Here is a 14,503-nt window from a genome sequence, read left to right on the forward strand (position 1 = left end):
TTTAGAAGTTCAAATTAAGACCAAAAGAATACGTTTTCACCATTGGGTAAGAACTCATTTGCCCCTTTCCTTCCGGGTCGATCAAATCGTCCTGTGCAAAAGTAAACGGGTTTTGCGCATTGACATACACACGGATACTCTGGATACCCATCCTCTTCAAAGCCATCTGGTCGAATGTATACCCCAATTGGATATACTTGATACGGCAATAGCTTGAATTGAAACGCCAGAAATCAGATTGGTGGTGGTTGTTACCATAAGATGCATTCGGAGCCAAACGCGGATAACGTGCACCGGTATTGGTCGGTGTCCAATAATCCATTTGGGCAGTGATTGGTGTCAAGCCATCCCCTGTAATATCCAATCCGTATGAGAACGGAGCTGTATAATAAGATTCCGAACCGCTTACACCCTGGAACAACGTTTCAAAACTCCACTTCTTCCAATTCAACGAAATGTTGGCAAAATAGTTTAACTTCGGCTGATCATCACCACGTACCACACGGTCATCAGCTGTAATACTGCCATCCTTATTGGTATCGATATAGTGAATATCACCCGGCTGCTGCCCGTCATAGATAACCACCCCTTCTTTCGGGATCCAATTTCCGCTGGCATCTTTCGTGAAGTCGCTTTCCTGCAACAATCCATCGGATGGATAAACATAATAACTGTTCAAAGCATATCCTTCTGTATGGATACGGGTACCGTTGTCATACGGGCCGCCAAACAACTCTTTGATTTCATTTTCATTATGGCTCAAACCACCATGGATGTTAAACGAGAAATCTTTCGTCAATTGCTTTCCGTAATTCAGATCCAACTCCCAACCACGGTTTCTCAGTTTACCGGAGTTTAATAGAACTCTCTTGTCGTTACCCAAAAACGTACCACCGATAAAAGATGTTGGCGGTGCAAGAATCAAATCGGTAGTCAACTTGTTGTAATAGTCGAACGTGATATCCAAATCCTTAAACAAGGTCATATCGAAACCGAGGTCCAACATACGAACCGTTTCCCAAGTCAGATCCGGGTTACCGAATACCGTTTCAGTACCGTCGCCTGAACTAATCAAGTTCTGGTATTTGTACAAGCCTATGTTTTCATTACCCAACATACCATAAGATCCCCTGATCTTCATGTGGTTGACAAATGACAATTCCTTCATGAAGTTTTCCTCCGTCACGTTCCAACCGGCACCTATAGAGGGGAACACTCCATATTTATGCCCTTTCCCGAAACGAGAAGATCCATCGCGACGAACCGTACCTTCCAACAAATAGCGGTCGTTGAATGTATAGTTGGCTTTGGCAAACAAAGAAACCATTGACCACTGGTCCCAGTCTTTGCTGTTTGTTAACTCTTGGTTGTACCCTCCCAACACAAACAAACGATGTTTGTCTTTTTCAAACGTGTATTCAGCCGTGCCTCCTAAATAGTAATAAGAACTGCGATCTTTAGAAGCATTGTTGATGGCATCCCATGTTTGCAAAAACACATCCGTCTCGTAATCGAAGAAGTTATAAGCACGGCGTTGTTCTCTTTCGGCCGAACTGCTGACACGGTAAGAATATTGTCCACGAACGATCAACTTCGGAATGATCTCCCAACGAGGAGCAATATTGATACTTACGTTATCCTCCAAGGCTTTGAATTCACCACCCCGTTCAATCATGGCTGCCGGGTTGCGCTGCTCCGGACGGTTACCATAAAAGACGACATCGCGCCCCTCTTTCATCGGATAAACCGACATGACATTAGACGGTGTACGATAAATGAATTCTAGAATCTTGCTTGCATGTTCATCACCACGGTACATCGGTTCGTAACGATTCGTACGGTACGCATTGAAGTCCATGTTAACAGAGAGGTTATCCAACAAGTTGACCGACGTATTAGCACGGATAGTCAAACGGTCTGATTTTGCTTTTTCTATCAAACCTTGGTTCTTCAACCAGTTAACATTCAAAGCAAAACGGGCTAAGTTACTACCACCGGATATACCGACAGAATGGTTTTGGATGAAACCGTCCTTAAACATATAATCCGCCCAGTCCGTATCCGGATATTTGACCGGATCTGTATGGTTACGGGTTGCATCAATGGCTTCTTGCGAATAAGTCGGGTCACCACCAATATTTTGCTGTGCAATATTGGTCATTTCCATAAAAGTAGCGCCATCTACAAATTTGGGCAAATAAGTAGCTTTTTGAACACCGACATATCCATTATAGCTAACATTTACTTTACCCGGCATACCACGCTTGGTCTTTACCACGATGACACCATTGGCTGCACGGGCACCATACATGGCAGCAGCAGCGGCGTCCTTCAAGACGGTCATACTCTCAATGGTATTCGGGTCAAGATTATTCATATCCATCGGGATACCATCCACCAACACCAACGGGTCGTTGTTTGTGTTAAGAGAAGAGATACCACGAATCTTTATCACGGCATTATCCGCACCCGGAAGACCGGTGCTTTGCGACACATTCAAACCAGTGATACCTCCCTGTAAAGATTGAGAAAGAGAAGTAATGGGCTTTGTTGTCAGATTAGCTGTTACGTTCAATGTAGATACGGCAGAAACGGAGTTCAAACGCTTTTCTTCCGACATACCGGTTACGATTACTTCATCCAATTCTTCTGAGTCGGCCGTCATAGCGACAGACAAGTTACTGATTTGACGGGATACAACGTATTCGTAATCTTTAAAGCCAATGTATTTAAACACCAATATATCTCCTCTTTTGGCTTTGATACTGAAATAACCGTTTCCATCGGTAATCGTACCCAATGTTGTACCTTTTATAACTACATTCACACCAGGCAATGACATAGGTGGTTCTACATTTTCCATGACCTGCCCCTGAATAGTCCATTCACGGTCGTCAGTAATCTCATCAACCCCTGGTTGATTACCCGAGAATGTATTCTCTACTGTAATATCGCCCCCAGCAAATCCAACAGGTGAACCGGCAGCCCATAAACTAGGTCCTCCTCCCATCAAAGCACTGCTTAACGAAACAAATAAAAGCGAACGCTTTAAAACTTTTTGATTAGATAACAGATAAAAACCTGTGTTCTTCATAATGTTATTATTAATAGTTGATTAAATTCATTTTCTGTTTGTAGCAAAGGGTCATAATTTATCTGATGATTAACAACTGTTCTTATAACCCTGTTTGAACTGTGATAATTTTTACTTTCTCCTAATAGCCCTCCTTTCTTTAATTTAGATTAACATTACTGAGGGCGAAATTACAGTTACCACAAAATTCAATAGGAGCAAATCAGATTTAACAGAAGATAATATTGTACTTGAAGGGAAAAAAATTGGTTTTTATAGGGATAAAATTGTATCAAACAAAACACAATCAACTAACTAACAACACATTAACCAAAACACAATAATACTGTAGTTCTAGGAGAACTATGTTAATATGGGCAAATATAACGTATTTTTATTCATTTTTCTAATAATATCCCATAGTTCTATCTAAAAGACAAGATACAAATATGTTATAGATTGTATATATTACATAACATATATACACAAATGAACTTTAAGTTAAATCTGGACCAATTATAAAGAAAAACAAGCTTTTTCCTAGACGACTATCCATAAAAATAAACTTATTGACTGGTCTGAAAAATGAATTTTGATAACATAGTTCTCCTAGTACTAAGGCTCAAAAATTATAAAGATGATACGAATTACAAGTTTGATAATATTATCAATCCTTTTCTTTGTTTTCCAGGTAAGCGGAATAAACTTTCCTGACTTCTGGTTTGAACACATAACAATAGCCGATGGATTATCCCAAAACTATATCACTGATATTAAGCAGGATAAGAACAGACTTATTTGGATCGGCACTAAAAACGGACTCAATAAATATGATGGTTACGAAATAACCATATACAATCATATACAAAATGATTCGACATCAATTCCTAATAATTACATCTCCTACATATATCAGGACTCAAAAGACAATCTTTGGATCGGAACAAATACAGGCTTGTGCAAATACATTTCAGAAAAAGACTGTTTCGAACAATTCAACTTCGAAACCACGGATAGCCCACATTCCAACTACAACATCTCCTCTCTTTTCGAAGACAAAAATAATATTTTATGGATCGGAACAGAAGAAGGGTGTCTGATTTCATTCGACCTAAACACAGAAGGACTCAAAATATATAGAGCTTCTCAGGGAATCAAGGCTATTGAGCAGGACAAAAGTTCTTTACTGATAGGAGGAAGAAATAAAGGTATCATGCACTTCGATCCTATCGAAGAAGCCTTTTATCAAACTTCTATCGACTCAACATTCAATTCTGAGACAGTCACAACCATTGCTACTGACCCAAAAGGAGATTTTTGGATAGGTACACAAAGTCACGGAATTTATCTATACGGGAAAAACCTCAACAAACTATCCGGACAGACTATCCTGGACATTCATTTTTATAAAGATTCTTTTGCCTTGTTAGGTAGTGAAGAAGATGGTCTTGCTTGCTACAATATAGATACTGACGAATTTCAATATATAAACAATACACACGAAAATGTAAATCTCAATTCGGAAGGGATCACTTCATTATATGTAGATTCCACACAAACAATATGGATAGGAACGATCAACGGCGGAATAAATAAATTTGATCCGAACCGGAACAGGTTTGCACACCTGTCGCTTTCGCCCAAGTATAATACGCCATCTACAATCCATTGTGTTTTTGCACTGGAGACATTGGATAATAAATCAATTTTAGCCGGATTAAATACAAAAGGAGTCTATTCGCTGAATAGCAAGACTTATGAAATTGACAATACTGCCATAAACCGAATAGCCCCTCAACTAAGCGAAACAACAATCAATACCATTCTGAAAGATAGCCGGGGTTTATTGTGGCTGGGAACTTACAAAAAATCGCTAATCATATCCGGTCCCAGAAACTTAACCGAACCAATAAACAAACTAATAAAAAAAAGTTTATCCCCGTCAAGCTCAATTAAATATCTGTATGAAGATTCTCAATGCAGAATATGGATAGGAACAGATAACAGCGGACTGTTCTGCTACGATCCGAAGTTACATACTCTCCCCGGGAATACGAAAGAACTAAAAAAATACATTTATCCCGATCTGATAACCTCGGTTATCGAAGACGAGAACCACCTACTCTGGGTAGCAACAAACTGTGGACTATATTTATACAATCCGGAAGAGGATTCTTTTACAAGAAATTTTCTCGCCAACCAAGAACAACCCTATTCACTGGCAAACACTATTATCCCGATCTGCCCAATCCAAGATACGCTTTGGCTTGGAACACGGCAAGGGCTCATCAAATATTCACACAAAGAACAAAAACATCGAATATTTCAAGTGGAAGACGGACTGCCGAGCGAAAGTATCAAAGGCTTATTGTACGACGAACCGAATAATAAACTCTGGATATCGACCGATCGCGGACTCAGTTGCCTGAATCTGTCTTCTTACCAATTCATAAACTTCGGACTAAAAGATGGAATTGTCGGAACTGAATTCAATGATATGAGTTTCGAAAAAGGTGCCGACAGAACTTTCTTCTTTGGTTGTGTAGACGGAATATACAGTTTCCGTCCGGATCAAATAAAAATGAATCCTTATGCCCCTGGGGTTATCATTACTCACTACCGGTTATATGATGATTCCCCTAAAAATAAAACAAGTGGGGATATATCACGTATCCCTGTCCCTTCAAACAAAGAGATAACAATCCCATTTAAACAGTCTATTTTCAGCATAGACTTCGTTGCACTCAACTATACAAACACACCTAAAAACCAATACGCCTATAAATTAGAAAATTACGACAATAACTGGCACTATGTCGGGACACAACACATGGCAACCTATACGAATTTAAATCCCGGCACTTACCTGTTCCGGGTTAAAGCCTCCAACAACGACGGCGTCTGGAACGAAAAAGGAGCCTCTCTGAAAATAACGATACTTCCTCCCTGGTGGCGAACAACATGGGCTTATTTTATCTATACAATAATAATCGGCGGTATTATTCTTATTTCAATCAGAATTTATACTAATCGGTTGAAAATGCAAAATCAGCTTAACAGGGAACAGTTCGAACGGGCACAACTCGAAAAACTAAACCAGTTAAAATCACAATTCTTTTCCAATATCACCCACGAATTCAGAACTCCATTAACGCTTATTATCAGCTCACTGGAAGCCATCAGTAATACTAAAGGCAGAGTTTCCCTCCGGGAGAATTATCTCACTACGATAAAAAACAATGCTTATAAACTATTGGATCTGGTGAACAGACTTCTGGATTTTTCAAAAGTAGAATCCGGTTGCTTCACCTTTAATCCGATTAATATAGACATTATATCTTCCATTAAACACGGTGTTGCATACTTCCAGCCTTTAGCCGAAGAGAAAAATGTTACACTCATCTTTCATGCCGACAAAGAGAATTTTGTCTGCTCTATCGATCCCAATATTATAGAAAAAATACTATACAATTTAATTTCAAACGCCATAAAATATACTCCTGAAAATGGGACAGTAGAAGTTTGTGTTACACTGGAAAAAGGTAATTTATTGAACCTCTCGGTAAAAGACACAGGAAAAGGAATTCCCGTTAATAAACAAAAACTGATATTCGATCGTTTCTACCAGTTAGACGGAGATATACCTAATGGTACCGGCATCGGCCTGTCATTAGTGAAAAGTCTGGTAGAGTTACATCATGGAAGTATCGATATGGAAAGTGAAGTAAATAAAGGTACAATATTCACCATTCATATTCCTTATAAAGATGCAACAACAAATGAAGCAATAATTATCCCGACAGGTAAAGAGAACAATCGGCCTAATAAAGAAAAAGACCGGGCATATCTAACGAAAATGCTGAACGAACAGGATATTCAGGAAACCAATTCAAGTTCCCCAACCATATTGATAGCAGAAGACAACCATGATCTCCGGGAATTTATTAAGAGTATTCTGAATAATAAGTATAACGTAATAGAAGCGGAAAATGGAGCCATAGCACTGGATATAGCGCGAAAAGACAGTCCGGATATTATTATTTCCGATATTCTGATGCCAGAAATGGATGGAAAGCAACTTTGTGTACAAATCAAACAAGACATACAAACCTGCCACATCCCTTTCATTATGATAACAGCTTTGAGTTCAGAAACCGATCAGATAGAAGGCCTGACAGTCGGTGCTGATGATTATATCACCAAACCGTTCAATCCGGAAATTTTAAAAACAAAGATCAAGAACGTATTAAAAAGTCGAGAACTTATATCTCGCCGCTATGCAACATTGTCCGCTTTAGAACCAGAAGAATTTGTGACAGAAGATAAAGATGCAACCTTTCTACTGGAAATCATCGAATTCATAAAAGCAAATGTATCCAATCCTGATTTAAAAGTAGATGACCTATCTAAAAATGCAGGCATGAGCCGAAGTCCATTTTTCAAAAAACTAAAAAATCTTACCGGAAAAACTCCAAACGATTTCATTCGTGACATCCGTTTAAACCAAGCAGCCAAACTTTTATTGAAAAGTGATTTGAACATCACAGAAATTGCCTATCAAACAGGATTCACTTCTCCGAAGTATTTCAGGGAATGTTTCAAAAAACAATTTGGAGAATCCCCCAGCCAATATATTGAGAATCAAAAAAGTCTCCCCGGGAAATAACCTGGGAGACTTTCTCTGATATTGATTTTAAATCCGTAACTATTCAGCGAACCGCAACCCTTTCAGCTTATCCCATGCACCACGGGTAAAATCGGGGATTTCGACCGGGGCACCTCCATTCTTCACGGATGTTTCCGTCAGCTCGGTCAGGCAGGACCATTCGGCTGCATCATATACATCCTGATCCAATGGCAAGCCGTTACGCAGACAGTAAATAAGGCGATAATCCATAATAAAGTCCATACCGCCATGGCCTCCTACTTTCCGGGCTTTTTCTCCAACCTCTTTAGTTATCGGATGTTCATACAAAGCCATGATAGAATCCATTTGCGCCTTATTCAGGAATTCATGTGCTTCAGGCTCCAGCGCAATACCTTCTACGGGATATTTCTGAGCAAAACCTTTCGTTCCGCTAACAACATGATGGCGGTTGTACGGACGTGGACTGGTTACATCATGCTGAATCAAAATAGTTTTTCCTTTCTCCGTCTGAATCAATGTGGTATTCATGTCACCTACTTTATAGGTCTGTTTGGCTTCTTTCGAATCGGTACCGAAAGTTTCTTTGGCATATTCAGTCATCCCTACCTGTTTAGTGGACATGGATACCAGATAATTCATTTTATCCCCTCTGTGAATATTCATAATCTGACAGATCGGCCCCAATCCATGGGTCGGATACGGATTTCCGGTATGTTCCTCGTTGTATTTCAAACGCCACATTCCCTGATAACCGCCCTTTTCACTCGGGTAGAAATTCAATGAACGCAGGTCGTGGATGTAAGCCCCCTCCCCATGGATCACCTCACCGAATACACCCTGTTGAGCCATATTCAAGGTGGCCATTTCAAAGAAATCATAACAGCAGTTTTCAAGCATCATACAGTGCTTACGAGTCTTTTCTGCCGTATTAACCAACTGCCAGCATTCATCGATCGACATGGCAGCAGGAACTTCCACAGCCACATGTTTACCATGCTCCATCGCATAAACAGCCATAGGAGTATGTTTCAACCAGTCTGTACAAATATAAACCAAGTCGATGTCATCCCGTTCACAGATCTTTTTCCAGTCTTCCGAACCGGTATATTCATCGGCAGCGGGTAGTTTTTTATCCGTCAACGTTTTTTGCGCACTTTTCACGTAATCACTATTCAGATCACAAAGAGCTTTCACCTCTACCCCTTCCAGGAAAGTAGAACGATAAACAGCTCCGCTTCCACGCATACCCAAACCAATATACGCAATACGTACTGTCGGGATAGGATCGCAAGCCAGGTTCAAAACATCTGCCTGTCCGGCAGGACGTTCAGGAGCTGATGTCGGGATCATTTTTACCTGTGCCACCGACTGATTACAGGTAAAACCGGCTAAAACAGCCAGTAAAAACAATGAATAAACAATTCTTCTCATAAGTATTTTAAATATATAAAGTGCGAATAAGTTAAGAAAGGCGGGCCATCCTTCATACCGGACGGCCCGGAACTAAGGTTAATTAATACCCTGGATTCTGATCATCTTTCAGAAGCGGGTTCAAGTCCATTGCATTTTGAGGTATAGGCATCAGAAGGATACGGTCGTTCCATTTCTTTTCGATCAGCTTATATCCGTTCGGAGCATATGTAATTCCACTCATAGCCTTCTGCCCATAGGCCGAACCATAGCGACGGATATCATCATAACGATGTCCTTCACCGGCCAGTTCTATACGGCGTTCATTACGTACAAATTCCAAAGCAGCGTCTTTTGAAGGCATGGTAACCGGCACATCCGGCATTCCGCAACGGTCACGCAGATCGTTCAATGCAGCCTGCACTTCACCGTCCCAACCAGAATTGGCAATACGGGCTTCAGCGAAAGTGAGTAACACTTCGGCATAACGGATGACAGGATAATCATCAGAACTGTTATAATCGTTATATGGACTCAATGCCACCATTTTACGATAGCTATATCCACTCCATGACTCATTTCCGTCCAGTCCGGCTTTAGTCGGATCCCATCTGTAATAAAACGTGCCGCCTTTAAAGTCTGTTTCGTGCCAGCCCTTGAACGGGAACTGGATAGAAGCATACAAACGGCTGTCACGGTTACGGAACTCCTGCATATAAGCAAATTTTGTAAGATCCATAGTCGGAACCTTTGCTATATAGGCTGCCTGGTCCAGGCCATCCACCTCAGCATTAATCGCCTCGAAATTTGTTTTACGGGTTTCCATCGGGATCAACGAACGGATTGTCTTGCCGTCGATATCCCAATAAGCATCCACCAAATCCTGCATCGGTTCGAATGAAGAGTATCCTGATCCCATCTGGCTGGGACGGATATACGTATAACGCGCCCAGTCATTGTTATTATCGTCATTCATGTATTCGCGGGTCTGGATATACTCAGGATTGGAAGGAGAAGCATTGTCATGATGCCAAAGAGCTTCATAGCTGAACAGTCCTTTTGCGAATTTGTCCTTATCTATGCCCTTTGCTTCAAAATCAATGAACTGACCTAATTCTTCCGCTTCTTTTCGCTGTGCTTCATTCAAAGACGTCACACGAAACAATGAATGGTGTCCTTCTTTAATAATGGTGTTTGCCGAAGCCTCGGCCTCCGTGTAATTACCGAAATACAGTGCGGCACGTGCACGCAAAGCCAAAGCGGCGGCACGTGTGATACGCCCGGTCTCCTCTGTATAACCACCGTTGTATTTGTCCGGCAGGACAGCAGCGATAGCAGCCAGTTCGTCCAGGATGAAAGCCTGCACTTTATCGACTGGATCACGCGGAACGTTCGGCGCATCATATTCCATCACGGTTGTTACGATTGGCACTTTTCCGAATTTAGTTGTCAGATCCAAATAAGCCTGAGCACGGAAAAAACGAGATTCCGCCTTCATCCTTTCTTTCAGGGTTTCGTCCATTTCACAGTTATCCACCTTCTCCAGGAAGTTGTTCACAATACGAACCGTACTAAAACTATATCCACGGTCTTCCGCCGTACTCAGTTCACTTTGCTGGATAGATTCGTACGGGCCTTCCCAGGGTTTATGGCTATGGGCATTATCCGTACACATCTCATCCCAGATATCAAAACCGTTACCTTGTGCATAACAAGCATTTAAACCGTACCATGCATCTTTCTCCGATGTCCAGAAACTTTCTGCCGATATATCGGATGGCGGAATCACGTCCAAATCACAAGCTGTAAAAGAGGCAGTTATCAAGCCAAACACTGCCCATTTCTTTATATTTAGATTTACCATTACTCTTACTTAATTTTAAATTATTGAATCGATTAAAAAGATACGTTCACGCCGAAAGCAACCGACTTGGTTCCTAACGAACCGATACCACGTCCGGAAGAGGCTTCAGGATCGAAATCTTTCATCACATGATCGGCACGCAATGTAAACAGGTTTTCACCGGTCAGAAAAAATTTCAAAGAAGACATTCCCCATTTGGAAATAAGATTAGACGGAACACGATAACCCAGAGAAATAGTCTTGATACGGAAATAGTCTGCATCAAATAACTGGTAATCTGAGAAATACTGATTATAATCATCCAGACTGTGTCCGCCATAGATACGGGGATAAACAGCACGCGGATTCGGATTCTCCTCCGTCCAGCGTCCCAGATGGAACTTACGCGGGTTTGAGTTCAACATAAAAGCAGAAACCTGTTCAGATTCAAAACCGGCCATTGTTCCGGATACACCTTGTCCGAAAATAGAAAGTTCGAAGTCTTTATATTGCAGATTCAAATTAATACCATATGTAAAGTCAGGCACATCTTTACCGATAATCGTGCGGTCTTCTCCGTTAATGGCACTCCCCCATTCTACATTTTCGCGTTGCGGAACATACTTGATATCACCGGCTTTCGGTTTACGACCGTAGGTATAATAATGACCGGCATCAATCTCTTCCTGTGTATACAACCCGTCTGTTTTCAATCCGAAGAAAGAACCGATCGACTCGCCTTCACGCAGGATATAACGTATCTTGTCACCTCCACTCTGGATAATATCGTCAGATTCGCCCATGTCTTTGATCTCATTATGGTTGGTTGCGATATTGGCACTTACCATATAAGAGAAATCACCGAACGATTTGCGATGCGTCAAAGCCAACTCAAAACCACTATTACGCACCTTGGCAATATTTTGCGAAGGGTTAGACCAGATACCCGTTTCCAACGGCACATTGTAACTCAGCAAGATATCGCTGGTGTTCTTCACATAGTAATCAGCAGTTAAGCTCAGTAATCCGTTGAAGATATCGAAGTCGACACCTATATCGGTCAGGGCAACCGTTTCCCAGCCTAATTTCTCGTTTGCCGGTTTCGATTCCAATACCCCCTTTACCGCTTCATTGTCGAAGTTATAATCCGAACCATTATTATACAACTGGAAATAATCGTAATTACCTACGTTATTAATATTACCCAACGTACCCCATGAAGCACGGACTTTCAGGTTATTGATCCAATCGATCTGTTGCATGAAATCTTCCTGGTTGATACGCCATCCGGCAGAAAAAGACGGGAAGATCCCCCAACGGTTATCTTTATGGAAACGGGAGGAAGCATCCGCACGCAGGTTGGCTTCAAACAGATAACGATCCAGCAGGCTATAATTCAAACGACCGAAATAAGAAAGGATTTTATATTCTCTCAGCGGCGTACCATACGAATTCTGGTCCGGTTGATCTTTGCTGATCTCTCCACCGGTCGTCATATCTTCCAGATCATCCGTTACAAAATCTTTCCATTTTGCATAAAGACGTTCATATTTATAATGTTCGTACGAGGTACCGGCCAGTATGCCGATATTATGTACCTTATTCGACCAGTCGTAGCGGGCAGTCAACGTATACATGGTCCGGTTTTCACTCTGCCAGAACATATTCATTTCATTTGTATACACACCGGTTCCAGGGATTTCAGCACCTGTTTCAAAATTCTTTACGTTATCCTGCAAAGCGGTATACCCTCTTGATTTACTTTCCCATCCTTTGAATGCACCTTGCCCGGAGATCACCAAGCCTTTAACAGGTTTAAGATCGAATCCTAGATCAATCATTGTATTGTCGGTCTTACCGTCCGACCAATTATTCTTGCTCAGGGCACGCAACGGGTTACCGTTCATAAACGACTGGGTAGCTGCCTTTCCGCCGGCAATGGAACCCCATTCACCGTTCGACTGCTGCGCAACCATCGTAGAAGGTACCATCAGGAAATTTCCGATCGAAGCAACTCCATGTTCCGTTTTATTTGTACTACGGATAAACTTCACGCCCGATTTCAATGTCAGCCATTTTGTTACATCGGCTGCCACATTGATATCCAGATTATAACGCTGCGAACTTTGTCCCGGCATGAACTTATCATCATACAGATACCCCAATCCTGAGAAGAAACGTACTTTATCGCTACCACCGCTAAAATTCAACGAATGCTGTGTGGTAACCACCGGATTATCGAGCACCAGGTCCGCCCATTTCGTATTCGGGTAATAATCCGGTTTCGAACCGTCCCGGAACCACTTGATCTCATCTTCCGAATAAGCGGCATTTTTACCATTGCTTGCATCGCGATTATAGAATGCTTCGTTCAACAAGGTCGCATAATCCCATGAATCGAGTACGTCCGGCAGGTAAGTCGGCATTTTCAATCCGACATAGCCGCTGTAAGAAACATTCATTTTTTCTTTCTGACCGCGCTTGGTTGTAACCAATACTACACCATAAGCGGCACGTGAACCGTAAATTGCAGAAGAAGAAGCATCTTTCAGGAAAGAGATTGTCTCAATACTGTTCGGATCCAGGTTCGAAAACAAGTCGGCATCAGCAATCGCACCATCGATCACATATAAAGGAGAAGAAGTACCCAGGTTACCGCGACCACGGAAATTGATTGAAGGTGTCGAACCCGGACGGGAAATAACCGTTACGCCGGGAACCGTACCCTGGACAGCGGCCAGTACATTTGTCTGTACACGGTCTTTGATTTCTTCCGAACTAATCGCAGCGACCGAGCCGGTCAGGTTCACTTTCTTTTGTGTACCGTAACCTACAACCACTACTTCATCCAGTAATTCAGAATCTTCTTCTAAAATAACATTAATCGAAGTCTGACCATCTTTCAACGCAATATTTTTTGTTGTATAACCAATATAAGAGATAAGCACGTGCTTATCTCTCCCTGACAGTGTCAGGGCAAAATTACCTTCAAAATCAGTTACAGTTCCGTTTGTCGTACCGGCCTCCACCACGCTGGCACCGATAACAGGCTCACCATGCGCATCTTTCACGACACCTTTGACCATGACACTCTTCTGCTGCTGCGTCGTATTCACAGACGATGTACGTGCAATCCCCCCTTCGGATGATTTTGAAACCACGATCTGATTGTTTACAATACGGTAAACGTATCCTGTATTCTTGAACATATGGTTCAATACTACATCCAGAGAAGCATCGGTAACATCGATTGAAATCTTCTTGCCCAGATTAATCTGGTCATCATTATAAAAGAAAGTATAGCCGCTCTCTTTCTCTATCTCTGCAATCACAGACGACAAAGATGCATTACTTTTCTTCATGGTAATTTGATAGACTTGTGCAAAAGCCGAAATAGGAACCAGGCCTATCGCACCTACCAGAAACAATTGTGTGATCTGTTTTTTGAATTGTTTACAGAACACATCTTTCAACAAAATAACTCGTTTGTTCATATTAATAATTAGATAAAATAAATATGCGTTTTTTC

General features: G+C 41.5%; 5 protein-coding genes. 1 reads left to right on the top strand and 4 read right to left on the bottom strand.

What is annotated here, in order from left to right; all coding sequences use genetic code 11:
- Position 1: 1 nt before the first annotated feature.
- The gene (locus NBH15_RS10505) at positions 2–3,094 is read right to left on the bottom strand and encodes a SusC/RagA family TonB-linked outer membrane protein (RefSeq protein ID WP_250822617.1); all 3,093 of its coding nucleotides are present in this window, start codon (positions 3,092–3,094) and stop codon (positions 2–4) included.
- Positions 3,095–3,710: 616 nt separating this feature from the next.
- Between NBH15_RS10505 and NBH15_RS10510 the strand changes: the two genes are divergently transcribed.
- On the top strand, positions 3,711–7,739 hold the full coding sequence (locus NBH15_RS10510) for a hybrid sensor histidine kinase/response regulator transcription factor (protein ID WP_250822618.1): 4,029 nt from the start codon (positions 3,711–3,713) through the stop codon (positions 7,737–7,739).
- Positions 7,740–7,778: 39 nt separating this feature from the next.
- Here NBH15_RS10510 and NBH15_RS10515 read toward each other — a convergent pair whose 3' ends face one another.
- The 3 genes from NBH15_RS10515 to NBH15_RS10525 all read right to left on the bottom strand — a co-directional run bounded on the left by NBH15_RS10515 (position 7,779) and on the right by NBH15_RS10525 (position 14,468).
- Positions 7,779–9,152, bottom strand: coding sequence for a Gfo/Idh/MocA family protein (locus NBH15_RS10515; RefSeq protein ID WP_250822619.1), 1,374 nt, complete (start codon positions 9,150–9,152; stop codon positions 7,779–7,781).
- 82 nt (positions 9,153–9,234) lie between these two features.
- Positions 9,235–10,995: a RagB/SusD family nutrient uptake outer membrane protein gene (locus NBH15_RS10520; protein WP_250822620.1), complete on the bottom strand. Its 1,761-nt coding sequence runs from the start codon at positions 10,993–10,995 to the stop codon at positions 9,235–9,237.
- Between the two features lie 32 nt (positions 10,996–11,027).
- On the bottom strand, positions 11,028–14,468 hold the full coding sequence (locus tag NBH15_RS10525) for a TonB-dependent receptor (protein WP_250822621.1): 3,441 nt from the start codon (positions 14,466–14,468) through the stop codon (positions 11,028–11,030).
- Positions 14,469–14,503: the final 35 nt, after the last annotated feature.

It is taken from the genome of Parabacteroides caeci, assembly GCF_023656795.1.
In the GTDB taxonomy this organism is placed as follows: Bacteria; Bacteroidota; Bacteroidia; order Bacteroidales; family Tannerellaceae; genus Parabacteroides; species Parabacteroides segnis.